Origin of the sequence: Neptuniibacter sp. SY11_33, assembly GCF_047778025.1 — a bacterium.
Lineage (GTDB): Bacteria > Pseudomonadota > Gammaproteobacteria > Pseudomonadales > Balneatricaceae > Neptuniibacter.
In genome coordinates this window covers 3,594,586-3,619,706 of sequence record NZ_CP180543.1, presented here as the reverse complement: position 1 = coordinate 3,619,706, position 25,121 = coordinate 3,594,586, and the positions used below count along the sequence as shown (strand labels likewise).

The 25,121-nt window shown below is 47.2% G+C and carries 18 protein-coding genes; 9 read left to right on the top strand and 9 right to left on the bottom strand.

Annotated elements, in window-relative coordinates:
- Positions 1–17 precede the first annotated feature (17 nt).
- On the bottom strand, positions 18–1,388 hold the full coding sequence (locus ACMXYV_RS17210; RefSeq protein ID WP_415889628.1) for a peptidoglycan DD-metalloendopeptidase family protein: 1,371 nt from the start codon (positions 1,386–1,388) through the stop codon (positions 18–20).
- A 194-nt stretch (positions 1,389–1,582) separates the two neighbouring features.
- Here ACMXYV_RS17210 and gmk point away from each other — a divergent pair, with 194 nt between their 5' ends.
- The 3 genes from gmk to ACMXYV_RS17195 all read left to right on the top strand — a co-directional run bounded on the left by gmk (position 1,583) and on the right by ACMXYV_RS17195 (position 4,778).
- The gene (gene gmk, locus ACMXYV_RS17205; protein ID WP_415891463.1) at positions 1,583–2,203 is read left to right on the top strand and encodes a guanylate kinase; all 621 of its coding nucleotides are present in this window, start codon (positions 1,583–1,585) and stop codon (positions 2,201–2,203) included.
- A 60-nt stretch (positions 2,204–2,263) separates the two neighbouring features.
- Positions 2,264–2,476 carry a DNA-directed RNA polymerase subunit omega gene (rpoZ, locus tag ACMXYV_RS17200; protein WP_067863102.1) on the top strand — a complete coding sequence of 71 codons (213 nt, stop codon included), beginning with the start codon at positions 2,264–2,266 and terminating at the stop codon, positions 2,474–2,476.
- A 169-nt stretch (positions 2,477–2,645) separates the two neighbouring features.
- On the top strand, positions 2,646–4,778 hold the full coding sequence (locus tag ACMXYV_RS17195; protein WP_415889627.1) for a RelA/SpoT family protein: 2,133 nt from the start codon (positions 2,646–2,648) through the stop codon (positions 4,776–4,778).
- Positions 4,779–4,806: 28 nt separating this feature from the next.
- On the opposite strand, the gene ggt is transcribed toward ACMXYV_RS17195, so the two are convergent.
- Positions 4,807–6,561 (bottom strand): gamma-glutamyltransferase, encoded by a 1,755-nt coding sequence (gene ggt, locus ACMXYV_RS17190; RefSeq protein WP_415889626.1) that lies wholly within the window; start codon positions 6,559–6,561, stop codon positions 4,807–4,809.
- Positions 6,562–6,678: 117 nt separating this feature from the next.
- Between ggt and ACMXYV_RS17185 the strand changes: the two genes are divergently transcribed.
- Positions 6,679–7,986, top strand: a complete 1,308-nt coding sequence (locus tag ACMXYV_RS17185) for an HDOD domain-containing protein (protein WP_415889625.1) — start codon at positions 6,679–6,681, stop codon at positions 7,984–7,986.
- A 73-nt stretch (positions 7,987–8,059) separates the two neighbouring features.
- On the opposite strand, the gene ACMXYV_RS17180 is transcribed toward ACMXYV_RS17185, so the two are convergent.
- Positions 8,060–9,994: an ATP-binding cassette domain-containing protein gene (locus tag ACMXYV_RS17180; protein WP_415891462.1), complete on the bottom strand. Its 1,935-nt coding sequence runs from the start codon at positions 9,992–9,994 to the stop codon at positions 8,060–8,062.
- On the opposite strand from ACMXYV_RS17180, the gene ACMXYV_RS17175 reads away from it, so the two are divergent.
- Both ACMXYV_RS17175 and ACMXYV_RS17170 read left to right on the top strand, forming a co-directional pair.
- Positions 9,993–10,511 carry a TIGR02444 family protein gene (locus ACMXYV_RS17175; RefSeq protein ID WP_415889624.1) on the top strand — a complete coding sequence of 173 codons (519 nt, stop codon included), beginning with the start codon at positions 9,993–9,995 and terminating at the stop codon, positions 10,509–10,511. The two genes, ACMXYV_RS17180 and ACMXYV_RS17175, sit on opposite strands and share 2 nt — an antisense overlap.
- A gap of 143 nt (positions 10,512–10,654) precedes the next feature.
- Positions 10,655–11,371, top strand: a complete 717-nt coding sequence (locus ACMXYV_RS17170) for an FKBP-type peptidyl-prolyl cis-trans isomerase (protein WP_415889623.1) — start codon at positions 10,655–10,657, stop codon at positions 11,369–11,371.
- 93 nt (positions 11,372–11,464) lie between these two features.
- Here the strand turns inward: ACMXYV_RS17170 and ACMXYV_RS17165 are convergent, their stop codons facing one another.
- Entirely contained in the window at positions 11,465–12,442 is a 978-nt protein-coding gene (locus tag ACMXYV_RS17165) for a WD40 repeat domain-containing protein (protein ID WP_415889622.1), read from the bottom strand.
- Positions 12,443–12,447: 5 nt separating this feature from the next.
- The gene (gene rsd, locus ACMXYV_RS17160; RefSeq protein ID WP_415889621.1) at positions 12,448–12,918 is read right to left on the bottom strand and encodes a sigma D regulator; all 471 of its coding nucleotides are present in this window, start codon (positions 12,916–12,918) and stop codon (positions 12,448–12,450) included.
- A gap of 266 nt (positions 12,919–13,184) precedes the next feature.
- On the opposite strand from rsd, the gene ACMXYV_RS17155 reads away from it, so the two are divergent.
- A complete protein-coding gene (locus ACMXYV_RS17155) occupies positions 13,185–13,589 on the top strand; it encodes a flagellar basal body-associated FliL family protein (RefSeq protein ID WP_415882830.1) in 405 nt (134 codons plus the stop codon).
- 74 nt (positions 13,590–13,663) lie between these two features.
- On the opposite strand, the gene gshA is transcribed toward ACMXYV_RS17155, so the two are convergent.
- The 4 genes from gshA to pyk form a co-directional block, all read right to left on the bottom strand.
- Positions 13,664–15,229 carry a glutamate--cysteine ligase gene (gene gshA, locus ACMXYV_RS17150; protein ID WP_415889620.1) on the bottom strand — a complete coding sequence of 522 codons (1,566 nt, stop codon included), beginning with the start codon at positions 15,227–15,229 and terminating at the stop codon, positions 13,664–13,666.
- Between the two features lie 163 nt (positions 15,230–15,392).
- Positions 15,393–18,542 (bottom strand): efflux RND transporter permease subunit, encoded by a 3,150-nt coding sequence (locus ACMXYV_RS17145; RefSeq protein WP_415889619.1) that lies wholly within the window; start codon positions 18,540–18,542, stop codon positions 15,393–15,395.
- A gap of 36 nt (positions 18,543–18,578) precedes the next feature.
- On the bottom strand, positions 18,579–19,556 hold the full coding sequence (locus ACMXYV_RS17140) for an efflux RND transporter periplasmic adaptor subunit (RefSeq protein WP_415889618.1): 978 nt from the start codon (positions 19,554–19,556) through the stop codon (positions 18,579–18,581).
- Between the two features lie 231 nt (positions 19,557–19,787).
- Positions 19,788–21,224 carry a pyruvate kinase gene (gene pyk, locus ACMXYV_RS17135; RefSeq protein ID WP_415889617.1) on the bottom strand — a complete coding sequence of 479 codons (1,437 nt, stop codon included), beginning with the start codon at positions 21,222–21,224 and terminating at the stop codon, positions 19,788–19,790.
- 243 nt (positions 21,225–21,467) lie between these two features.
- Here pyk and ACMXYV_RS17130 point away from each other — a divergent pair, with 243 nt between their 5' ends.
- Complete coding sequence (locus ACMXYV_RS17130) at positions 21,468–23,735, top strand: ATP-binding protein (protein ID WP_415889616.1); 2,268 nt, start codon at positions 21,468–21,470, stop codon at positions 23,733–23,735.
- A gap of 19 nt (positions 23,736–23,754) precedes the next feature.
- A complete protein-coding gene (locus ACMXYV_RS17125) occupies positions 23,755–25,119 on the top strand; it encodes a sigma-54-dependent transcriptional regulator (RefSeq protein ID WP_415889615.1) in 1,365 nt (454 codons plus the stop codon).
- Positions 25,120–25,121: the final 2 nt, after the last annotated feature.

Genomic DNA, 25,121 nt, shown 5'->3' with positions numbered 1-25,121 from the left:
AAAATGGATAAGTCTATTTAAGTCGACTCTTTAGACGGCGTTTCTTTTTGCGCTACTTGCTGTGCTTTAGGTGCATCAATTCGTGCTAAGTAATTCTTAAGTTGTTTTTCAAACGCTGATTTTTTCTTGCCGGTAAGGGATATCGCAATCGGGATTTTTGCTTTCATTGCATTCACCGGGCGGCCATTCTTATGCAGTTCAAAATGTAGGTGTGCACCTGTCGAGCGGCCTGTATTACCAGATAGAGCGATCTTTTGACCGCGTTTAACTCGTTGGCCTTTAACTACATAAGATCTATGTAGGTGAAGGTAACGGGTTTTGTAGCTCTGGCCGTGTTTGATCTCGATGTACAGACCAGCATATTTGTGGCGAACCACACGGGTTACTATACCATCACCGGTGGTTACTACTGGCGTGCCGATTCGCATGGCGAAGTCGGTGCCGTTGTGTGGGCGAATAAGGCCGGTAACTGGATGACGACGTCTTGGATTGAAGTTGGAAGATAGGCGGTATTTACCGTTAAACGGATAGCGCTGGAAGGCTTTCTCTAGGTTACGGCCTTTTTCGTCGTAGTAGTTATCTTCAAATAGGAATGCGCTGATGTTGTGGCGGTTCTTGATACGGATCGCCTCAACTTTTGTATTGCCGGTTGCTTCGCCATCAACATATTGGCGCGAAACGAGCACTTCAAACTTATCACCACGTTGGATATCACGGCGGAAGTCGACACGTTGTTTGAGTACTTGGGTAATTGATTGTGCTTCAGCCTGAGTCAGACCCGCTTTTTTACCGGAGCCAGTAAAGCTGTATTGGATCTCGCCGTGGATCAGCTTGTCTTTCCAATCCCCTTCGATACGCACTTCTTCAAATTCGAAGCTGTCGCCTTTGCGGGTATAAACTACTTTATGAGCAAGACTAAATTGCAGCTCGAAACGCTGCAGCTTTTGATTCTGTTTTTCAAAAACTAACGTGTGCCCCGGCATTAGGTTATCCAATGCAAGAACGTTTAAGTCGGTTTCGAGTAGTTGGTACATAGTTTTTTGAGGCAGGTGTAAGCGCTCAAAAATTTTACCTAAGGTATCGCCTTTACGAACGATGTATTGGTAACCGTTGCTGCCGGTATCAGGCACTAGCAGGGTCTCTGCTGCCGGAACTTTATCGAAAGTCCAAGGCGCTTTTAGCTGACGAATGCTAAATTTGGGTTGATCAAAGATCGGAACTTCGGTGTCCACAAGGTGTTCTAGTGATAAAGGTGTGGACGAATGAGGGCGATCGCCGGAGGGTAGGAAAGCCGCCACTAGAAGCATTGCTGCTAAGGCTATAAGTGCGCGCTGGTGGCGCTTAGGTAAAGCTGTTACAAAACCTGCTGAGGCTGAAATCCAGCGCATCAAAGTAAACCGTCGTACAAAGTTTGAGTTATAAGTACATTCGATCATATAGCATTTATCGCTGAAAGGCCCGTATTTCCTCACTATTCGTAGTTTTAAATCGCTTATTTAGCCTGTTTTCATGGTGAAAAGAGGGAAAGATCTTATAATAGCCCTGCAGCAAGACGGTTTGCTGCTTCAATTTGAGTATGAGAATTCACATGGCTAAAGGCACGTTATATGTTGTTTCGGCTCCTTCGGGAGCGGGTAAAACCAGTCTCGTTAAGGCGATGCTAAAACAGGATAATGATATTGTCGTATCAGTATCCCATACCACGCGGGACATGCGTCCGGGTGAAGCAAACGGTGTGGACTACAATTTCGTGTCTATGGATGAGTTCAATCAGATGATTGAAGCCTCTGACTTCCTAGAGTTTGCTGAAGTATTTACCAATAAGTACGGCACCTCTCAGCGTTGGGTTGAGGATCAGTTGGAACAGGGTAAAGATGTGATTCTAGAGATCGATTGGCAGGGTGCACAGCAGATCCGCCGTCTGATGCCTGAATGCCTGTCTATTTTTATTCTGCCACCATCTCGTGAAGCGCTACAGGAACGCCTAACTAACCGTGGGCAGGACAGTGATGATGTGATCAATCTGCGAATGTCTGAAGCGGCTAGCGAAATGAGTCATTACGGCGAGTACGATTACCTTGTGATCAACGATGATTTTGATCAGGCACTGCGTGAGTTGCACGGCGTATTTCTGTCGCAGCGTATGCAGATCGCCCAGCAACAAGAGCGTTGTCGCGAACTGTTGAGTTCTCTATTGTCATAAGCCGCATATGCAGGTAAACTGCGCGGTCTTTTTAATATACCGAATTCTGAGGTTACCCCCATGGCACGAGTTACCGTTGAAGATTGCCTAGAAAACGTAGATAACCGTTTTCAGTTGGTTATGGTTGCTGCTAAGCGCGCACGTCAGCTTGCTACTGGCGGTAAAGAAGCAAAAGTAGAGTGGGAAAACGACAAGCCAACAGTTGTTGCTCTACGTGAAATTGCAGAAGGTCACACTGGCCGCTCAATTTTGGATGAAATCGAACGCGACTAAGCGTTTAGATCATCGCTACATCAAACGCCTCGCTATCATGCGGGGCGTTTGTGTTTATACTTGTTGGTAAATTCGTTAGTAATTCCTTGATTAGGTCTTTTCCTAGCAGAATGAATGCGGCATCATCAGATGTACTGTGCATTTATTTGTTTGTAGCACTGGAGGGGCAATGCCGACCATTGACGCACTTTCTCAACGCCTGAATGATTACCTGGATCTGGAGCAGATTCAGCAGGTGCGTCGTTCCTATTTTTATGCAGAACAGGCCCACGATGGTCAGAAGCGTAAAAGTGGTGAACCTTATGTAACTCACCCCCTTGCCGCTGCAAATATTCTTGCAGAATTGCGTATGGACCATCAGAGCCTGATGGCTGCTATGCTGCACGATGTTATTGAAGATACCGAGATCGCCTACGAAGGAATCGAATCCCAGTTTGGTAAAGCCGTTGCCGATATCGTTGACGGCGTATCTAAACTGACCCACCTAGAGTTTGAAACTAAAGCCGAAGCTCAAGCCAGCAACTTCCAGAAGATGGTGTTGGCGATGGCGGAAGATATCCGCGTCATTTTGGTGAAACTGGCGGACCGACTTCACAATATGCGTACCTTGGGAGCGATGCCAGGGCACAAGCAGCGTCGTATTGCTCGTGAAACACTGGATATCTATGCACCGATTGCCGCGCGCTTAGGTATGCGTGATGTGCAGGTGGAGTTAGAAGATTTGGCATTCCAAGCGCATTACCCAATGCGTGCTAAGCATATCCGTCGAGCAGTGGTTCAAGCGCGTGGTCAGCGTAAAGATGTGATTAGCTCGATTCAGGAAACGATCGAAAAACGCCTCCAGAAAGAGGGCTTGAGCGGTACTGTTACCGGTCGAGAGAAACACCTTTACAGCATCTACTCCAAGATGAAGGCGCAGCGTAAGTCCTTCTCCGAGATCATGGACGTATTTGCTTTCCGTATTGTGACCGACTCGGTTGATGACTGTTACCGTACACTTGGTGCTGTGCATAACTTGTATAAGCCGGTGCATGACCGCTTTAAAGACTATATCGCGATCCCTAAAGCCAATGGTTATCAGTCATTGCACACGGATCTGTTCGGCGCGCGCGATATCACCATCGAGGTACAGATTCGTACCCATGAGATGGATGCAGTAGCCAATCAGGGGATTGCTGAGCATAGCCATTACAAGAACGAAGAAGAATTAGATGCGTCTGATAGCGCATTAGGTAGCTATAAGCGTGCACGTAAATGGGTGCAGGGCTTATTAGAGATGCATCAGAGTGCTGGTAACTCCATGGAGTTTATCGACAGCGTTAAGACCGATCTGTTCCCTGATGAGGTGTATGTCTTTACGCCGCTGGGTAAGATTATGGAACTACCAAGTGGTGCGACAGCGGTCGACTTTGCTTATGCCGTTCATACCGATGTTGGTAATTCTTGCGTCTCTTGCCGGATTAACCGCCGCTTAGCACCGCTATCTCAGCCGTTAGAAAACGGTCAAACTGTTGAAATCATTACTACTCCAAGTGCTCAGCCAAATATGGCATGGCTCAACTTTGTTGTGACAGGTAAAGCGCGTACAGCGATTCGCCACTACCTGAAAAATCAACAGCGGCACGAGTCTGTTGAGCTTGGCCAGCGTTTGTTAAATCAGTTCCTCGCCAATTATGGTGCGACCTTAAACGATATCGACCCGTTTAAGCTGCGTGAGCTGCTTCAAGAAGCTGAATTAGATAGCATGGAAGACTTGCTAGAAGATATCGGCTTGGGTAATCGTATGGCGTATGTAGTTGCGCGTAGGCTACGTCCTGAAGAGGAGCTTCAAGTCTCCGATGACGATGAGACTAATCGTCGCCAGAAGCCGATGTCGATTAAAGGTACAGAGGGTATGGTGCTGCAGTATGCAAAATGCTGTTTACCAATCCCGGGTGACTCGATTATTGGACATATCAGTACCGGTAGAGGTTTAGTCATCCATCAAACTGATTGTCGTAATATCGGTTACCTGCGTGATGACCCAGAGAAATGTATCTATCTGGAATGGTCAGACAACCTAGACGAAGAGTTCAGCGTTAATCTGACCGTTCAGGTTGAGTCCCATCGTGGTATTATTGCCGAGCTAGCTACTACTGCTTCCGGCATAGGTGCGGATGTTGTTGCCATTGATATTAGTGAGCACGAAGGCCAGCTAGCGAATGTCCATATGGAAGTGACAGTGACCGACCGTATCCATTTGGCACGCGTGATGAAAAAACTGCGTCGTTTGAAGAGTGTGAATCGGATTACACGCGACTAATTTCGTTTTACGTTAAAGTTAGCACTAGTTATTCTCCTAGTGCTAAACCTTCCCTTCGATTATCTACTGCACTTTCCCATTCGTTTGATGGAAGGCGCCGGAATCCGTGTAGGCCACTATTCAGATCTCTGACCTTAATCTGATGACCCATAGCCTCTAATGGCTGTTGCAACTGATCTACGGGGGTACCCGCTTCAAGCTCGGTTAAGCCGTTGCGGTTGCTGATATGCGGCTGATTAACGATCTCCTGCAAACTTAGATCTGAGTTGAACATTAGCAGCAGGCTTTGCGCTACATAGTTGATGATTCGGCTGCCGCCGGGGGAGCCAATGGCTGCATGTAGATTGCCATCCGCGTCGAATATCATAAACGGAGACATTGAACTGCGTGGACGTTTACCCGGTTGCACGCGGTTCGCAACGATCTGTCCTTTGCTAATACCTTTAAATGAGAAGTCGGTCAGTTGGTTGTTCAACAGGAAGCCGCCTGCCATCAGGGTCGAGCCAAACGCCATCTCGATACTGCTGGTCATTGACACCGCATTACCCCAACGGTCGACCACCACAAAGTGAGTCGTGGAGGGGCGTTCTGGGGATTGCGCATCAACTAGGTTAGCCATCGCATGTGGAGGTTTACCTGCCTTAGCTTGGCCTAAGTCTTTATCTATTGAGATCAGTTTGGAGCGTTCCTTTAGGTAATTTTGGTCGAGTAGGCCTTGTACAGGCACATCGACAAAATCACTGTCGGCTAAATAGCGGCCACGGTCAGCAAAAGCGAGGCGTGATGCTTGGGTGAAAAGATGGTTAAACTCCAAGCTATCAGGGGCAAAAGTTTTTAGATCATGTTGCTCAAGCAGTTTCAGAATCTGCAGTACAGTGACACCGCCAGAGGTTGGCGGCGGGAAACCGCACACTCGATAGTCTTTGTAGGGCAGACAGATCGGATCGCGTTCTTTAGCTTGGTAGCTAGCTAGGTCACTTTTATCGAGTAAACCTAGATTGTCCGTAATGGACTGCACCTTATCTGCGATCGCGGTTGCAATAGGGCCTAGATAAAACGCTTGGGTGCCGTTATCAGCGATTAACTGCAAACTGTCAGCTAATTCGGGGTTAGTTCTGATAAAGCCTATAGGCAGAGGAGAGCCGTCAGGGTTGTAGAAATAGTTTCTCGCTTCGCTATAGCGGTTCAGTCCCGGGTTGATACCACTGGCGATCAATTTATGTAAGCGCGGGCCTATAGGAAAGCCTTCACGGGATTGCTCAATAGTATCGTCAAACAGAACTTTCCAAGCTAGCTTGCCGTGTTTTTCCTGAGCTACTTCCAGCATTTTTAAAACACCGGGTGTGCCCACTGAGCGTCCACCGACCATTGCATCCACCCAAGGCATCGGCTTTTTATTCTTTTGGAACAATCGATAGTCTGCTTTCGCGGGCGCAGTCTCGCGGCCATCATAGGCTTTCAGCGCTTGCTGCTCGTGATCCCAATAGAGCATAAACGCGCCGCCACCAATCCCAGAAGATTGGGGCTCAACTAAGGTCAGCATAGCTTGAATAGCTACGGCAGCATCTGCGGCTGTACCGCCTTGTTGTAGAATGCTTAGGCCTGCTTCAGTAGCAAGAGGGTGTGCTGTGACTACTAAGGATTGCTGGGTTGCGATCGCTTCGCTTTGATAGAGCCCGGTAGATGATTCGGGAGCAAGATCCTCTTCCACTGCATGAGCGGAAAGACCGAGAAGCGAGAAGATGATCAGCAATGCTTGGCTAATTTGGAGAATTATCGACATTTTTCTCATTTAAACTGATTTAAATCGTGAATTTTTGACCAAGAACTTTGCTTTCCCTAATTGTTGCTAATAATCTACCCTTTAGATTAAACCAAGACTAGGTTTGGAGAGAGTAAATTGTCAGTCGGCGTACGAGTTCTGGAAAACAGTGGCGAATTACCGCAGTTTCGCTTGGTGTTATTGCATGATGCTGAAGGTAAGGTGCTGGCTCTGCTTCCTGCGGCGTCATTACTCAATTTAGTTTCTGTCTGGAAAGAGACAGGTCGACAGCTACAGCCTGTTCGTGGCGAAGATGCGAAACGCTATTTTAGCCAAGATGCCTTAAGACATCCTGAAGGACAGAAAAAACTTTTATCTCTCAAGCTTTTGGTTTCTCCTGAAATTTTGCAGCATGATCAAGTTGAATTGATCGAGCCGCACGCTGAGCTGTGTTTTGGCGTTAGTGCTAAACAGATAGCAAAAGCTAGTAGCTGTAACTTAGCGCTTACTACAGAACAGATCGAAGCCGTACAACCTAAAGGTGATGACCGTGTTGTTATCACTCAGGCGGTTGAGCGCTTTACTGAGTTGCGAATCAAGCAGCGCTTAGAAGACACTTTAGGCCTGCCTTCTCTTTCTCCAACGATTAAGAAAATTATCGAGCTTCGCTCCGATCCAGAAGCGGGTGTCAGTGAGCTCGTACCGGTCGTTCGGGTTGATCCTAGTCTCTCAGCACAAGTGATGAGCTGGGCTGCATCTCCGTATTATGCTGCGCCGGGCAAAGTAAGTTCGATTGATGATGCAGTTATCCGTGTTCTCGGTTTTGACCTAGTGATCAATATGGCGCTGGGCACGGCGATGGGTGAGATGCTACGTGTACCAGAAGATGGCCCGCGTGGGGCTACGCCTTACTGGTTACAATCGGTTTATAACGCAGCGTTTGCTGAGCAGTTATGCCGTGCCATGCCAGAAAATGAAGATCAGCCTAAACCGGGTTTGATCTACCTGTCTTCTTTGCTACATAACTTCGGCTATCTAGTTTTAGCGCATTTGTTCCCACCACACTTCACATTGTTATCTCGATATATCGAAGCAAACCCACACTTTGCTTTAGATTCGGTAGAACAGCAGGTTTTGAGTGTTACCCGAGAGCAGATTGGTAGCTGGTTGCTATCTAGTTGGGAGTTGCCGGCTGAGGTAACTACAGCGATTCGTCATCAGAATGAAGCTGATTATTCAGGCGAACATAGTAACTATGTCAAAGTGATGTATATGGCGAACCGTCTGCTACGTCAGCAGGGTTTGAGCGATGGCCCTTTGGAAGAAGTACCAGAAGAAATGTATGCAGAACTTGGCTTAAAAGAGCCTGATGTAGCGAAAATGCTGCGCCGTCTAATGCGTAATGACGAAGCTATTAAAGAGTTAACAGCGTTACTGGGTGACTAAATCTAACTGGTCTCAGATCTAATCTGACAGTCACCCGTTTTTCTAGTGCAACTGTCAGATTAGAGCTACAAACCTAAAGCTCGCCCAGCTCTTCTTCAAGAGCTTCTAGAGCTTCTTGCTGCTCCATCCACTCTTCTTCAGTTTGCTCCGCTTGCTGTTTCAACTCGGCTTGTTGCTGTAGCAAAATTTTAAGCTTGTCTTTGTTTTGCTCTTCGTAGATCGAACTATCACTGAGTGCCGTTTCGATCTCATCTAACTGATCGTGCTGCTTCTCCATCGCTTTTTCTAGCTTTTCCAACTGCTTCTTCAGTGGACGTAGCTGGTTACGACGTTCGGCGGCTAAACGTTTCTGTTCCTTTCGCTCGGCTGCAGACAGAGTCTTTTTCTCTTCCGTTGCTGCAGGGGTGAATGCTTCAGCTTCGGCTTTTTGTTCGAGACGCTTCTGTTCTAACAACCAGTTTTGGTAGTCATCTAGATCGCCTTTAAACTCTTCAACTTTGCCGTTCGCAACTAGAAGGAACTCATCTACGGTATTACGCAGTAAATGACGGTCGTGGGATACCAAAATCAGTACGCCTTCGAACGATTGCAGTGCAAGGGTCAGTGCGTGACGCACTTCCAGATCCAAGTGGTTGGTCGGTTCGTCCATCAACAGCAGATTTGGTTTCTGCCAAGCGATCATAGACAGCGCAACGCGGGCTTTCTCACCACCAGAAAAGTTATCTACAGCCTCTAATGCACGATCACCAATAAAACCGAAGGAACCAAGGAAATCACGGATCTCTTGTTCAGAGGCTTTCGGGCTGATGCGCTTGATATGTAATAGCGGTGATGCTGCCATATCGAGTGCTTCAAGCTGATGCTGAGCAAAATAACCGATCTGCAAGTTGTCACTTTCGTGGCGTTCACCATTGCAGAGTTCCAAATCCCCTACGAGTGACTTCACTAGCGTTGATTTGCCGGCACCGTTCGGGCCGAGTAGACCGATGCGCGCGCCCGGCGTCAGGGTCAAAGAGGTTTTGTCTAGAATAGCGCTATCGTCATAGCCGCACTGTGCATCGTACAAAGTCAGCAGTGGTGACGACATCTTATCTGCAGAGCAAAACTTAAAGCTGAATGGACTATCAATGTGCGCAGGAGCGATTTTCTCCATGCGCTCAAGCTCTTTGATACGGCTTTGCGCTTGTTTTGCCTTCGTGGCTTTTGCTCGGAAACGGCGGACAAAGTTCTCAATTTCACCAATACGCTGTTGCTGCTTCTCGAACGCAGATTGCTGCTGCGCTAGACGGTCTGCACGCTGAATTTCGAACGCTGAGTAACCGCCTTTGTATAGATTTAGCTTGTTACGCTCGATATGGGTGATATGGCTCACCACATTATCTAGAAAATCACGGTCATGGGAGATCAGAATCAACATGCCCGGGTATTGGCGCAGCCACTGTTCCAGCCAGATAGTTGCATCCAGATCCAAGTGGTTGGTTGGCTCATCCAATAGTAAAAGGTCAGATGGGCACATCAACGCTTGAGCTAGGTTCAGGCGGATTCTCCAGCCGCCTGAGAACTCTTTGACTGAACGGGTGATATCGTTATGGCTAAAACCTAAACCCGCGAGAAGCTGTGCGGCACGAGACTCAGCGCTATAACCGTCATGGTTATCTAGCTCGGCATGCAGCTCGCCTAAGCGATTCATATCATGATCGGCTTCCGCTTTTGCTAGTTCTTGCTGGATAGAACGGAGCTTGTAATCACCGTCTAAGACGTAGTCGAGTGCTGAGCGATCAGAGGTTGGAACCTCCTGCGCCATATGAGAGATACGCAGCCCCCCCGGTAGCTCGAGGTCTCCGTTATCACAGTGAAGCTCTCCGAGTAGCAGTTTAAACAGAGAGGATTTGCCCGCACCATTTGCACCAACTAAACCGATTTTCCATCCTGAATGCAGGGTTAGATCGGCTTGTTCTAGCAATATGTTGTGGCCGCGTTGTAAGCTAACTTGCTGAAATTGAATCATGGCGGCGGATTTTAACATAGAGATGCAATTGAAAAATGACCTTTGGGACTTTGCGCTCAACTTTTATCAACAGCCGGGTATAGAGCAGAGCTGTTTAGAGTTACAGAACGCGTTTGGGTTGAGCATTAATCGGCTGATCTTTGCCTGCTGGGGCGGGATACAAGGCTATGCGCTCGAATCGATTACTTGTGATGACGCTGATCACTGGCAGCAGGAGATGACCCATCCGCTGCGTGGAATTCGTTATAAAGTGCGTGAGCGTAAGCAGCAAGAACCGGAATATGATGCTTGCTATCAAAAGTTACGTCAGGCTGAGTTGGCTTGCGAGCAGATAGAGCTAGCCTTGCTTTATCAACAGGGTCAAAAGGCAAAGCAAACGCAGCCGTCTTCAGAAATAATTGAAGAAAATCTGTATAGCTATTTGAAATCTCAAAAAGTGCCTATAGATAAAGAAGTATTAGGCGCATTAAATCCCCTGTTACAGGCGGCTAACACCTACTTACAGCACGAATCATAAGGAATAGGTGGTGCCTCGCTGAACTTTGCGGTTTAATCAGGGACTAATAAAGCCTGTTGTAACTTGTAGGTTTATCTCAATTGATAGGATAGCTGCCGCAAAAGGCGCGCTGATTCCAAAGATTTTAAACAAGGATATTTAGCATGAAACAAACTTTGCTGGCGGTTGCTCTAGGTGCCGCGATGGTATCTCCAATGGTTTCCGCTGTGGAACTGAAAACTGAAGAGCAGAAAGTTAGCTACAGTGTGGGTCTAATGGTTGGTGAACAGCTTAAGACGATCCCTAATGTTGATTTTGATGCGTTCCTTGAAGCTGCTAAAACAACTTATGGTGATAAAGAGCCAAAGCTGTCACCTGATCAGGTACGCGAAGTGATGACTGCTTTCCAGAAAAAACAGATGGAAGAGCAGCAGGAAAAAATTGCAAAATTAAGTTCTGACAACCTTGAAGCGGGTAAAAAATACCTCGCTGAAAATGGTAAGAAGAAAGGCGTTAAAACAACTGAGTCTGGCCTTCAGTACGAAGAGCTAACTGCAGGTAAAGGCAAGTCGCCAACAGCTGCTGACACAGTAAAAGTACACTACCGTGGAACGCTAATTAACGGGGAAGAGTTCGATAGCTCGTTCTCTCGAAACGAGCCTGTATCTTTCCCATTGAACGGTGTAATCCCTGGTTGGACTGAAGGTCTACAGATGATCAAAGAAGGCGGTAAAGCACGTTTGGTTATCCCTGCTGATCTAGCATACGGCCCAGGTGGTATGGGTAATGCAATTGGTCCAAATGAAACACTTATCTTTGAAGTTGAGCTTCTGGAAATTAACCCAGGTGCAAACGAATCTGCTGAAGCAGAGACGAAGTAATCACTTCTTAGCGTGATTTGAATTTAAAAGGCCGATGCTGTGATGCATCGGCCTTTTTGTTGGATTGTCCGGTCCTGAAATAGGTTTAGTACCTTATTTCAGCTCATTCATGATTCCGTTCGAACCAATGGCATAATATTTACCCTGACCAAATGCCACTGCGTATACACCGGCATGTACCGGACCGTATGGGTCACGCTTATGAATTCGCCATGTGCGAAGTTCTGCACCGGTTTTTACATCCCAAAGCTGCACTAAGCCCGCTGCGGTGCCAGTTAATAGCTTGGAGTTATCTGATGAAAAACGCGCGCTTAGGTAACTGACGCGTTTTTGTAGTAAATCTTTGATATTGCTTAAAACGTGTAGCTCTTTACCGCTATTAACATCCCAAATAACCGCTTTATCTAAGCTGCTAGCGCTGAAGGCGTATTGAGCATTGGGAGATATCGCGACAGTATCAACTACATTGCCAAACTCTAGTTCACGCAGCATTTCACCGGTCTGCATGCTCCATAGCTTCGCTTTGTAAGCGTCGGAACCGGTTAGGGCCAATGTGCCATCATCACTGAGATCAACACTGCGTACGCGAGCTTCATGACGTAGGGTGCGTTGGACACCGCCGTTTTTAACATCAAAATACACAGCTGTGTGATCGGCGAGGCCAAGCAGCGCAAAATCACCATTCGGGGAGAGATCCATCTGCATGATCTCAGCAGGGGAGCTCCAAAACCACTCAGGTTTACCCGTTTTTACATCCCAGAGGACGAGGTCTTGCTGATTGGCCGTTGCGGCATAGGTTCCCTCAGGAGAGAATGCCGTGGCTGCGATAATAGAGAAATCGCCCTGTTTATGGTTCCAGTTGAACAGGCGCTCGTGATTGCTGCTCTGCCAAAGGCTACCGCCGTGGTTAAAAGAACCTATAACGCTATGGGAGCCATTTTCGGATAGCGCTGCAGAATATGCGCCGCTAAGTGCATATTCCTTCCACAAACTTGGGTCATCACCGCCACCGCAGCCAGTTAATCCGAGGATACTGCCAGCCAGTAGCAGTTTGCAAAACCCATAGCGCATTAATTTTATCCTTCTACTGCTTCTCTGTGGGAGGTATGAAGCACGGCAATCATTTTATCTTCGAGTTCGAAGCGTTCTTCCAGTGCTTCTCCAAGTTTAGATAAACGTTCGGAAAATTCACGGATCTGCTGCACTGTAGGATCAAGAAGATTATTAAAATCGTCGTTAAAATCTAGCGCAATATCCGTACTTACTTGAATTTTAGGTAGTAATGACTGGCCTTCCTCAAGGCTGCCATCATTGAAGTCGCTGCCTTCCAATAGCAACTGCTCATAGACCTCAAAGTGTCCAGAGGAGAGATAATCCATCAACGTTTGGCAAAAGCCTTGAGCCTTATTGTTTAGCTCTTCGTTGATGTGATGCTCAGGCAGATGGACAAATTGGCTGATCAGCATCTGACGTTCTTCAAGCCAAGAATCGATGATCTCGCTTACACCGCCCCAGCGCTCTTTAGCATTTTTGCATTTCTCTAACATCCTGCGCTCCTTTCCTACCATGTAGACAGGGTTGGTAAATTCAATTGAAAGGTGATTTACCATTTCTATTTGTTAGTACCCTTTCGCTCATCATATTCCTAAGCTGATTCAGGGTGCAACCGTCCTTATGGTAAAAAATAGTTTTTTCGACCGCTTTGATATAGAACAGGGTCAAACAGGGTTAACTTTTTGTCCGTCAGCCCCTGTTGGGGCTGGAAATAGCGCGCTATACTGCTGCTATTGAAGACGAATGACTGAGGCGAACAATGCTTAAGCGACTGGTTTTATTTATTTTTTTGGCTTTTTCTGTACAACTGACTTGGGCAGAAGGTGATGAACAGAAGACTGCCGATGACTATGTTAATTACATCGAATTAAAAGCGTTTGTAACCAATTTTGGTGGTGTAGGTAAAACGCGCTTCCTGAAATGTGAAGTAACGATTCAGGTATCAAGTGAAGCGGCGCACCATGCGGTAAACCATCATATGGCGCATATCCGTAATGATATTGTATTTCTGCTAAGTGCTCAGACTGATGACACGGTTGGTACAGTCGAGCTACAGCAAGAACTAGCGAAGAAAGCACTGAAGAAAGTACAAAATATCTTGGTAGAAGAAGAGGGTGAAGGTTTTGTATCTGACCTGTTCTTTACTAGTTTCGTAGTGCAATAACACTATTCGAAAACAAAAAAAGCAGGCCACTTCGGTGTCCTGCTTTTTTTATGGGTGCAATATAGGGCGGGTATTTAGTTCGCCATATAGTCCGCTAAGTAGGCATCAAAGTCTGGCTGATCAGCCGCTTCAATTTGCTGTTGTTCTACAAGAGAGCTTTGGCTTAGTTCTTCCAACATCGCTGCCATCTCTGTCGAAGGTGCTTCGGATAGAAGAGCTTCTTTATGGCGCTGTGCTTGTTGCATCACAAAATCACCGTGGTCGAAGTTCTGCTCCTGCATATCTTTAAGTACTTGCGCCGATGGCGTTAGTTCAGGATCCAGCAACTTAGCTTTTTGAGCTTTAATCGCTTCGCTAAATTGACTGTTGCCGTGTGCTTGATCAAACAGCGCTGCAGTTTTCTCCATTTCGGTGAGAAGTTCGATACCCCAATCCTTCAAGGTAACTGCTTGATCATTGTTAATTAGCGTTAGACCAGGTTCACGACCGCGAGTAACCACCTGCTGGTGGTTATCTTGAATCTGTTCACACTCGGCATTGCTGATCTCGCTATCGTCCATCAGTAGGCAGGTTACCAAGAACAGATCCAAGAAATCGGCTTGGGTCTGATCGATACCTAGAGGTAGGAATGGATTGATATCGGTATTACGTACTTCGATATATTCCACGCCCTTAGACATTAGAGCATGGATCGGTTTTTCACCGGATTCTGTAACGCGCTTAGGACGAATATCACTGTAGTATTCGTTCTCGATCTGCAAAACATTAGTGTTTAGTTGTCGATATTCACCGTCTACTTTGACGCCGATATCTTCGTATTGCTGATAAGGTGTACGGATCGCGCTTTCTAGAGATTTTGCGTAGGTATCTAGATGGTTAAAGCAGATATTTAGGCTAGCTTGAGCTTTGTTGGAGTAGCCAAGGTCGCTCATACGCAATGAAGTGGCATAAGGCAGATACAATGTACCTTTGCCCATCTCTTCTAGGTTGTGCTTCTTACCTTTGAGGAAAGAGCTACATAAAGCTGGAGATGCACCAAAAAGATAGATCAGTAGCCAAGAGTAACGACGGAAATTTCTGATCAGGCCGAAATACGCAGCTGATCGGAAATCTTGTAGTGACAGTTCACTGCCTGAAAAATTATGGTAAAGCGGCCAGAATGCTTCAGGGAGCGAGAAATTGTAATGAATGCCGGCAATGGTCTGCATCACTTTACCATAGCGATGCTCCAAACCTACGCGGTAGATGTATTTCATCTGACCGACGTTAGATGAGCCGTAACGAGCGATTGGGATCTCTTTTTCTGGCGGCAACAAACATGGCATGCTGGCTGGCCAGATCTGCTCTTTATCGAGTTTCTGATAGGTATAGCGATGAAGATCTGCAAGGAAGTTCAAGGCATCAGAGGATTTCTCGAAAACGGGCGTAATAAATTCCAGTAACGCTTCCGAGTAATCAGTGGTGATATGAGCGTGAGTGAGAGCAGAACCCAGAGCTTGCGGATGAGATGTTTGAGCTAATCTGCTTTGATCATCAACACGTAAGCCTTCCTTTTCTATACCGTGTTGTAGCTGGGTTAGCAGCCCTGAATGGCCTGCTTGGTTAAGCCAATCTAGCTTTTGTTCTAGTGCTGAAGACAAAAGTCGATCCTTAAAGTCACTCGTTGAGGGGCAACATTATAATTGAGGGAATATTAAATTGCTGCAACGAAACAGTTAGTTTGCGCTTTCGACCTAAAATGCCTCAATTAATTCAATCCGCTCGCTAAGTTATCAGATTAGGAGCCATTATTGGCCCCTCTGATTATGCGGTTTCTTCTATTTTCTGCTTGCCAAAACGTTGTTGTAACTGGAACCAGCAGATGAGCAAGCATGGTAAGAAGCCAAGGGTGATGATCACGGAGAACAGAATCCCCATCATCACTACGATACCTACGCCTCGATACAGCTCGGTACCCGCGCCTGGAATAAAGACCAAGGGTGCCAATCCAAATACGGTTGTGACTGTGGACATGAGAATCGGCTTGAGTCGCTTGGCGACGGCTTGGTTAACCGCGTCTACGATAGATGTTTTGCCTAAGTGTAGGTTATCCCGCGCTTGGCAGACGATTAGGATTGGGTTGTTAACCACGGTCCCGAGAAGGATTACAAAACCTAGCATAGTGATCATATCGAAGGCTTGGTAGAAGCCCGGCAAGCCGGTTTGTTGCAGAAGTTCACCGAGCATATTGGCAGCGACTAAACCGACAACGCCACCTGCGATGCCTAAAGGCACGGTGGTGAGGATAAGGCTTGGATAACTCCAGTGGGACAAAATTACGACCAGTAGCAGGTAGATCAGCAATGCCGCGACGATAAAGTTATTAAATAACGCGGTTTGGGTCGCATCCAGTTGATCAGCAGCACCGGAAATACTGATGCTGACTTTGGGTAGGATTTCACCTTCTGTCTTCATCATAGGAATTAATTCGGTTCGTACTTTCTCAACTGCTGTTTCCAGTGCCACGGTTGGTGGTGGCAGTATGTAAACGGAGACGGTACGCCTACCTTCGATACGACGAATATCTTCACTTGCGACGGTCTCTTTAATCTCGGCCAGTGCCGATAGAGGGAGAACACCGCCACCCGGAACAGAAATTGGTGTTTGGCTGAGTAGCTCAATGCTCTTTGCTGCATTGAGTTGGCTGTAGAGCAGCATATCGACTTTCTTGTCGCCATCGATAAACTCACCGACATAAGCGCCATCACTGAACGCGGCCACGGCGATGCCAAAATCTTCGGCTTTGATCCCTAATTCAGCCAGTCTTTGCCACTTCGGTAGAATCTGAATCAGAGGTTGATCTAACGAGAGCGATTTTGGTTCTGAATCCAAACGTGGGTTATCAAACATCTCCTTCGCGCGAGTCATCACATTTTGCGCGGTGGTGAAGAGTGCTTGTTGATCGGCACCGGAAACATTTAGCACTACCGTACGGGTGCCGCCTTGGTTACTAGAGATAATCGAACCCCGCGAAGAAAAGGCGCGCATACCCGGATAGCTGGTAAAGAGCTGGGTAATCTCCTTCATCATAGGGTCTAAGTGGTCATAATCTTTAGGTTCGCTCAGCAACCACACTGAACCCGAACCAATATAGAGGAGGTAATAACGCAGCGCCGGAATCATGCCTTGTTCTGGGGTGTAGTCTTCAGGTTGCTGTTGTACGGCCAGATCGACTTTCTCTTTCACCTCGGCACCAATCTGCGACATCTCTTTGTGGCTGTAACCGGCAGGGGCAAACATCATTGAAAATGACTTTGGTTCTTCACCTTCGGGTAGGTATTCCGCAGCTGGCATAAAAGCAATAGCTAAACCTAGGGTCGCGAAGGTGCTCAGTGCAATGACCGTTATCCGGCGTTTGAAACCATCATTTAGCCAAGTGATCAGCTGCATGATTTTGCCTTGCTGATATTGCTTTTCGTCCGATTTAGTCGATAAACCAAAGAACGCGCAGGCAGAAGGGACAACAAACAGTGCAAACAACATAGAGGCTAAGATTGAGGCGGAGACGGTAATTGCGATATCAGAGTAGAGTTGTCCGGCTTCCTGCTCGACAAAAAAGATCGGCGTAAAGACTAAAACGGTCGTGGCACTGGAAGCGATTACTGCTGTCCACACCTCTTTTACCCCAGCTATGGCTGATTCAATTCGATCCATACCTTGGCGTAGTTTCTGCTCGATGCTTTCGAGCACCACGATGCTGTTGTCGAGGGTCATACCGATCGCAAAGGTGATTCCTGCTAAGGAGATCACGTTGATACTGCGGCCGAACATCATTAAGCCGATAAACGCAGCGATGGTACAAACTGGCAGTCCAAGTAGGCAGAAAAGTGTCGCGCGGCCAGAACGCATAAATACGTATAGAACAAGGCTAGCCAGTAGTGCACCTAAGCAAAGGTTTAGCACTACGCTTTTGATGGAGGCTTCTACATAGCGAACATCGTCACCGATCTTTTCAATCCGCATGCCGTTTGGTTGCAGGACATCGCGGCGCAGTTGATCGACCGCTTTCAGCATATCCTCTTTAATCTGAATAACATTTGCGCCGGGTTCACGACGAACCCCTAAAGTGATTGCACGCTCACCAGCGACATAAGCCGCACCGTTGGTTTCATAGTGATCGAGTTTGATGTCTGCAACATCTTTCAGGTAAGTGCTAACGCCATTCTCGTGGCGGATAATGAGGTTACTTAGCTCCTCTAGGTCATTGAAGCGACCTTGGGTACGAAGTAGGTAGCGGCGTTTACCCTCTTCAATATCGCCTGCAGAAATATCCCGATTACGTGTTTGGATCGCACTTTTAACGTCAGCCATGCTTAGGCCGCGTTGGGCAAGTTGGTCCGGTTCAATATGGATCTGAATTTGGCGCTCGGTTTTCCCGCGCATAGAGACTTGTGAAACCCCCGGAACCCTTTCCATCACCGGACGTACCTGACGATCAATAAAATCGCTGGTCATATCCATATCGAGATTAAATGGATTGCCCGCTTCAGGCACCACCGAGAAATACAGGAAGGGATTAGCAGAAAAGGAGCTGATTCTTACACTCGGCTGGTCGACATTGTCAGGGTAGCCCGCCACTTGATTAAGCGCGTTGGTGACTTTGATCATCGCCTGATCAAGGTTGGTTTTGGGTGGAAACTCTAAAATGATCTCGGCTTTACCCGTGGACGCGACCGATTCCATAAAGGCGAGGTTTGGCAAGGTGCGTAGATGACGTTCCTGCTCTAACAAGATCTCTTGTTCTATATCTCTAGGCGTTGCCCCGGACCAGTGTGTCTCAATCTCAATCACTTGTGCATCTAGATCAGGGATCATCTGCACCGGCATCTTTAGGCTCGCTACTACGCCTAATAAACACAGCATTAATACCAGAACGGCCAAAAGGCGGCCTTGTTGAATAATTGCTCCTAGCATGGGCAACTTATTCCTCTATAGAATCTTGTGAAAACCTTAAGGTTGCAGAGTGACTTCTGCGCCTTCGCGTAATAGCTCGTTACCGCGTATAACAACCTGATCATTGGCATTGATCCCTTTAATGATCTGGATTTTATCGCCTTTGATCTTGCCTAATTTCACCGGTTTACGTTCAGCTTTACCATCCACCACGATAAATACACTGTTGCCATCATCTGCGTGATGCAAAATAGCATCGCGCGACACCATCACCACGTTTTGCTCTTTGGAAAAATTCAGTGCTAGTTTGGCTGATGTGCCTGGTAGTAGTAGCGGGTTCGCTTGAACGGGTTTAAAGCGGGTTAGGAATGTTCTGCTTTGCTGCGAGCCCACTGGCACTACTGTTTTTACCGAGCCTTCAATCGCGGTATTAGGGGCGGTATCGGGATAGATGGTAATGGTCGTTATCTCTTGCATGCGACCGAAATAGGCTTGCGGGATCTGCACATCCAAGAGAATTTGATCTAGAGAGACCAGAGTCACTGCTTGATTGCCGCTACTTAGCCATTCACCTTTTTCTGTTTGTTTAGCAGTGATGATGCCGGCAAATGGTGCAAGCAGTTGGTGTTGGCCTAACTCATGTTGGAAGCGTTCTTGTTCAGCTTTTGCAGCGGAAAGATATGATCGAGCGACATCACGCGCGACACGTAGAGAGATTAGTTTATTTTGTGCGATATGTTTTTTCTTTCGCAGCAGCTCTCCCTCTTTCAACTGACGGTAAGCTTCATTTAGCTGTGTTTGAGCTGCTGTTGTTTGCGCTTTGGATTTGAGTAAGTTCTGGCGGGTTATTTCATCATCTAGGTTCAGAATCAGATCATCTTTTTTGACCTGACTGCCAATATCCACGCTAAGGTTTTTAACGATTCCTTCAGCGGCTAAGGATAGATTAGCGGATAGCTCTGCTTTCAACGTGCCGTGTAGCGTTAGTGTTTCTTCAAATGGCTCTGCTATGGCTGCCTCGACGCGTACGGGCATCGCTTTCGAATGTGCCAGCGTAGGGATGAAGAATAGAATGGTTAACAGGGCTGAAACAGCCTTGTTTCTGGAAAAAGTCCGCAATGGGGTGGGGAACATGTGACAGTTACTCTCACTCAAAAGTGTGCAACTGGTAAATTAAAGTCAATTGGGGGCTAACTGCAACCGTATATACACTTTTTTACATTCAAAAAAGTTTGAGGGGAAGTAATTGCTTCCCCTCGTCATGGCTTATTGAACCGCTAAAACCTGCATAGAGTTGGTGCCGCCATCTTCACCGAGAGATGCTCCGCGGGTCAGGATAACTAGATCGCCCGTCTGCAAAAGGTTGCGTGCTTTAAGGCCTGCTAGAATCTCTTCGTTTAGCTTCTCTTTTTCGATCTGTGTTGCATCGAAGAAGATCGGCTCAACACCACGGTACAGTGCTGTACGGCGCATCGTACGTTCATTCCGGGTTACTGCGAAAATAGGTAAGCCTGAACGGATACGTGACATCCACAGCGGAGTGGAACCTGATTCGGTTAAACAAATGATCGCTTTAACACCCAGCAAGTTGTTTGCCGTATACATCGCAGAACGTGCGATTGTTTCGTCGAAACGTTCCAGCTTTTGCGTGATGTTGGTTGGAGCAGGGCGAGATAACTGATGTTTCTCAGCGCCTTGGCAGATCGAAGTCATCGATTTAACCACTTCCACTGGGTGCTGACCGGCCGCTGTTTCCGCAGATAGCATTACTGCATCGGTACCATCTAGAATAGCATTAGCAACGTCGAACACTTCAGCACGGGTCGGCATAGAGTTGTCGATCATGGTTTCCATCATCTGTGTCGCAGTGATCACAAAACGATTGAGCTCACGAGAACGTTTGATTAGGTGCTTCTGCACGCCAATTAGCTCGGCATCGCCAATCTCTACGCCTAGGTCGCCACGGGCTACCATAATGCCATCGCAGGCTAGGATGATCTCATCCAGCGCTTCGTTGCTAGCTACAGTTTCAGCGCGTTCTACCTTAGCGATAATCTCAGCACGGCTTCCTGCGTGATCTAAAAGCTCGCGTGCTTCGTTGAGGTCTGCGGCGCTACGAGGAAAAGAGACCGCGATATAATCCATATCGATATCGCCAGCGACTTTAATATCGCGACGGTCTTTCTCAGTCAGGGCTGCTGCTGAAAGGCCTCCACCTTGACGGTTAATACCCTTGTTGTTGGATAGCGGGCCGCCAATGATAACTTCGGTTTCGATACGAGAGCCGTTAACCGCAGTGACTTTTAACTGAACGCGGCCATCATCGAGTAATAGGATATCGCCTGCTTGGCTATCTTCTGGCAGAGCTTTGTAATCGATACCGACTTGGGTTTGGTCGCCATCTTCATTGCCTAGTTCTGAATCCAGAACAAAGGTATCGCCAGTTTCTAGTTGAATCTTGGAGTCTTTAAATCGTGCGATACGAATTTTAGGGCCCTGTAGGTCGCCTAAAATTGCGATAGATAAACCCAGTTTACGTGCTGCTTTACGGACCTCACTGGCACGACGGCGGTGGTCATCCGCGCTACCGTGGGAGAAATTTAGGCGTACAGTGTTTACGCCGTTTCTTAAAATATCTTCCAAAACACCAGGTTCATCGGTGGATGGACCCAAGGTTGCTACAATTTTGGTTCGTTTCAGCATAAGAGTAATTAGTCCCTTCTTCAGATTACGCAAATAATATAGTTATGTATTTAGGAGCCTGCCCCCCATAAAAGGGGATAGCAAAGTCGTATAGGAATTGTTCGCAGGTTCCTTAATCCTTATAGCCATGTTTGGCGTTCAAGAATATATACCTTAGTATAGAGCGACTATGTTAACGAAATTAAGTATTTCTTTTGCAGTTACGTTAATAAAAGCCCTTTTTGCACAGACAGGCTAGGTTTTATGCCACAGACTCAATCACTTCGCTGGCGTCAGTATCGGCTGCTTTTCTTTGTCGTATTGGCTTTTGCATTCCTGTTGGTGGTTGGGCAGATTACATTTCTAAGTCAATCTCAAGGCTATCAAACCCTACAACAGCGCTCCGGTGCCGATCTCAATCGTTACCTGTTGAGCCTACAGCAGAAGCTCGATCGCTATAAAGACCTCCCCGCTTTACTCTCATCACACTCAAAGTTGGTTGAAGCCTTAGCTAAGCCAGAAGATGCTTTCCTTTCGGGGCAGGCCAGTGTCTATTTAGAATCCGTGAATAATTCGATTCATGCGACCGATGTGTATCTGATGGACAAGTATGGGACGGCTATTGCCTCGAGTAACTGGGCGGAAGCTCACTCCTTTATGGGGAAAAATTACGCTTATCGCCCTTACTTTCAAGATGCAATTAAAGGCAAACCTGGTCGCTATTTCGCCTTGGGTTCCGTATCGAACCGACGAGGTTACTATTTCTCTTATCCTGTTTATCTGCGAAGCCAGATTATTGGGGTCGTGGTTGTAAAAATTGATTTAAACGAAATCGAATCAGATTGGACCGACCCTGATCTTGATATCTTAGTCACCGATGAAGATGGTGTTATCTTTATCTCGACCCGGGAAGATTGGAAGTTCAGAACCCTGCATCCGCTCACCAAAGATGACCTACAGCGTATATCGGAGAGTTTGCGCTATGGTGACCATCCTCTTACAGCATTAGAGATTATCTCGCGTGCACCACAAGAAAAAGGTGCGAGTTTGATTACGCTGGTGGATGGAAAGCGGATTAAAAACCAAGCCCTAGATGGCATTCGACCACGAGAATTTCTACTGCAAAGTAGAGAGCTACCGAACAGTGGTTTAACCGTAGTGGTCTTAGCGAGCACAAAGGCGGTTAAAGTGCGGATGTTTTATACCGCTCTGACCGCAGGTTTTATCTTCCTAGCGCTTATTCTATTGGTTTTAGTGTTACTAACGAGGCAGCGCATCACTCGAGAGCGGGCACGTTTTAAGCTGAAAGAAACCCAAGCGCTGGAAGCGAGCGAGCAGCGTGTACGAGCGATCATTGATAATACTCAAGCGGGTTTGATCACGTTGGATGATCAAGGGCGGATTGAAAGTTTGAACTTAATGGCGGAAAAACTGTTTGGTCATGACGAACAGGAGGTGAGGAGCAAGTATTTTAGTAAATTCCTCTCTCAGAACGATCGCGCACTCTGTTGGCAGCACTTAACGGCACCAGACAGTGACCGGCAGCAAGAACTGTATACCGAGGCGCAAGGGCTGCGTAAAGATGGTTCTGAGTTTCCTATTGAACTGATTATCGGTCATATGGACTATGGCGTGGTGAAACGCTTTATCGTCACCATTCACGATATTACTCAGCGTAAGCAATACGAAGAAGAGCTAAAACGTGCGCGAGAGTTGCTAGAACATAGGGTTGCAGCGCGTACCGAAGATCTTACCAATGCTAACCTGAAACTGCGTGACGAAGTGGCTAAGCACGAGAACACCCAAAATGAGCTGATTCAGACGGCGAAGTTGGCGGTGCTTGGTCAGATGTCTGCAGGTATCAACCACGAGCTGAATCAGCCTCTAACGGCTATCCGTACTTATGCAGATAATGCCAAAGCCTTTATGGAGTTAGGCAAGACTGCACCGGTAGAGAAGAACCTAAGCGAAATTAGCGGTTTGACCGAGCGTATGGCGAAGATCATTCACCCGCTGAAAGAGTTTTCGCGCAAAACGACAGGTGGTGTGGAGCCAGTCTGTCTTAAAAATGTGCATGATGGCGCGATGTCGATCATGTACGGCCGTTTGAGCAAGATCGATGCTGAAGTGAATTGGCCATCTGATCTGGAACGGATCTATGTGCTCGGCGATACCGTGCGTTTGGAGCAGGTCTTGGTCAACCTGATCAGTAATGCGCTACAAGCGATGGAAAATCAGGCCAAACCGGTTGTGGATATCAGCTTGTCGGAACAAGACCAACAGATCAGCCTTAATGTGCGAGATTTCGGACCAGGTATACCGTCGCAGGAGTTGAATCGCGTATTCGAACCTTTCTACACCACTAAAAAAGCGGGTCAGGGCTTAGGACTAGGTTTGTCGATCTCTCACCGTATTATTGAAAGCATGGGCGGGGAGCTGGCTGTCTCAAATCATGCTCAAGGTGGAGCAGTGTTCCGTATTTGCTTACCTAAAGCCGACCAGCCTGATAACCTTAATAACACGATTGGTTGATTAAGAAATGGAAAGCCGCATGAGTGAGAATAGGTTATTACCCATTCTTTTAGTGGATGATGAAGAACATATTCGGTTAGCGGCTGGACAGGCCCTTGAATTAGCAGGCTATGAAGTGACCGCCGTTGAAACGGCTGAGCAAGCTTTCGCCATTATTCAGGACGATTGGCCAGGCATTTTAATTACCGATATCAATCTGCCGGGCATGGATGGCCTTGAGTTGATGAAGCAGGTGGTTAATCTCGATGCTACTTTACCTGTGATACTGATTACCGGCCATGGTGATATCACTATGGCGGTGGGTGCTATGCGAGATGGTGCCTACGACTTTATCGAAAAACCTTTCTCTTCTGACTTGATGTTAGACGTGGTTCGCCGAGCGATTGAGAAGCGCAATCTGGTTATCGAAAACCGCCGCCTTAAATTAGAGCTGGAAGCGCAGAGCGCGCCGGGCCCTCGTATTATCGGTAATACCTCCATGATCGCCCAAGTACGTGGCTTAGTGCATGCGATTGCGGATACCCCTGCTGATATTCTGATTTTGGGTGAGACCGGTACAGGTAAAGATCTGATGGCCCGTTACATCCATGAACACAGCCACCGACGTGATCAGAATTTTGTCGCGATTAACTGTGGTGCTGTCCCTGAAAACTTGATCGAATCTGAGCTCTTTGGTCACGAAAAGGGCGCGTTTACCGATGCGAAAGCACGTCGTATCGGTAAGTTTGAACATGCTAATGGCGGTACGCTGTTTTTAGATGAGATCGAAAGCATGCCGATGACCCTGCAGATTAAGTTACTACGAGTCTTGGAAGAGCGTGCAATTGAACGCCTTGGCGCTAACGAAGTAATTCCGCTGGATCTTCGTGTGATTGCTGCTACCAAGGTGGATCTGCGCGAGGCTGCAGAACAAGGGGTCTTTCGAGAAGATCTTTACTACCGTCTGAATGTTGTGCGAGTGGATATCCCGCCTCTGCGCGAACGTCGGGAAGATATAAGCCTGCTGTTCCAGCACTTCTCATTGATTGCTTCCTCCCAATATGGTCGAGAGGTGCCGCTATTATCGGCTGAACGTATGCACAGCTTGATGACCCATGATTGGCCGGGTAATGTCCGTGAACTGCGTAATCTGGCTGAGCGCTATGTGCTTTTGGGTGAAAGTTGTACATTCGACTTTGAGAATAAGCCGATCACCGACAACGATGGCTACAACAATATGAGCCTGCCGGATAAGGTCGAGCAGTTTGAAAGTATGTTGATTCAGGCTGAGCTTGCACGTTGCGCTGGCTCCATCAAAGAGACCTTAGCCAGCCTTGGGTTACCGCGAAAAACCTTGTACGACAAAATGAAAAAGTACGGGTTGGATAAAAAGGACTTTAAATAACT

Coding starts and splice junctions, on each gene's coding strand:
- ACMXYV_RS17155 (WP_415882830.1), top strand. CDS start 13,185: ATGCTTAAGCGACTGGTTTTATTTATTTTTTTGGCTTTTTCTGTACAA.
- ACMXYV_RS17140 (WP_415889618.1), bottom strand. CDS start 19,556: ATGCCCGTACGCGTCGAGGCAGCCATAGCAGAGCCATTTGAAGAAACA.
- ACMXYV_RS17180 (WP_415891462.1), bottom strand. CDS start 9,994: ATGATTCAATTTCAGCAAGTTAGCTTACAACGCGGCCACAACATATTG.
- ACMXYV_RS17125 (WP_415889615.1), top strand. CDS start 23,755: ATGAGTGAGAATAGGTTATTACCCATTCTTTTAGTGGATGATGAAGAA.
- ggt (WP_415889626.1), bottom strand. CDS start 6,561: ATGTCGATAATTCTCCAAATTAGCCAAGCATTGCTGATCATCTTCTCG.
- ACMXYV_RS17165 (WP_415889622.1), bottom strand. CDS start 12,442: ATGCGCTATGGGTTTTGCAAACTGCTACTGGCTGGCAGTATCCTCGGA.
- rpoZ (WP_067863102.1), top strand. CDS start 2,264: ATGGCACGAGTTACCGTTGAAGATTGCCTAGAAAACGTAGATAACCGT.
- ACMXYV_RS17170 (WP_415889623.1), top strand. CDS start 10,655: ATGAAACAAACTTTGCTGGCGGTTGCTCTAGGTGCCGCGATGGTATCT.
- ACMXYV_RS17130 (WP_415889616.1), top strand. CDS start 21,468: ATGCCACAGACTCAATCACTTCGCTGGCGTCAGTATCGGCTGCTTTTC.
- rsd (WP_415889621.1), bottom strand. CDS start 12,918: ATGTTAGAGAAATGCAAAAATGCTAAAGAGCGCTGGGGCGGTGTAAGC.
- ACMXYV_RS17145 (WP_415889619.1), bottom strand. CDS start 18,542: ATGCTAGGAGCAATTATTCAACAAGGCCGCCTTTTGGCCGTTCTGGTA.
- ACMXYV_RS17195 (WP_415889627.1), top strand. CDS start 2,646: ATGCCGACCATTGACGCACTTTCTCAACGCCTGAATGATTACCTGGAT.
- ACMXYV_RS17175 (WP_415889624.1), top strand. CDS start 9,993: ATGGCGGCGGATTTTAACATAGAGATGCAATTGAAAAATGACCTTTGG.
- pyk (WP_415889617.1), bottom strand. CDS start 21,224: ATGCTGAAACGAACCAAAATTGTAGCAACCTTGGGTCCATCCACCGAT.
- ACMXYV_RS17210 (WP_415889628.1), bottom strand. CDS start 1,388: ATGCGCTGGATTTCAGCCTCAGCAGGTTTTGTAACAGCTTTACCTAAG.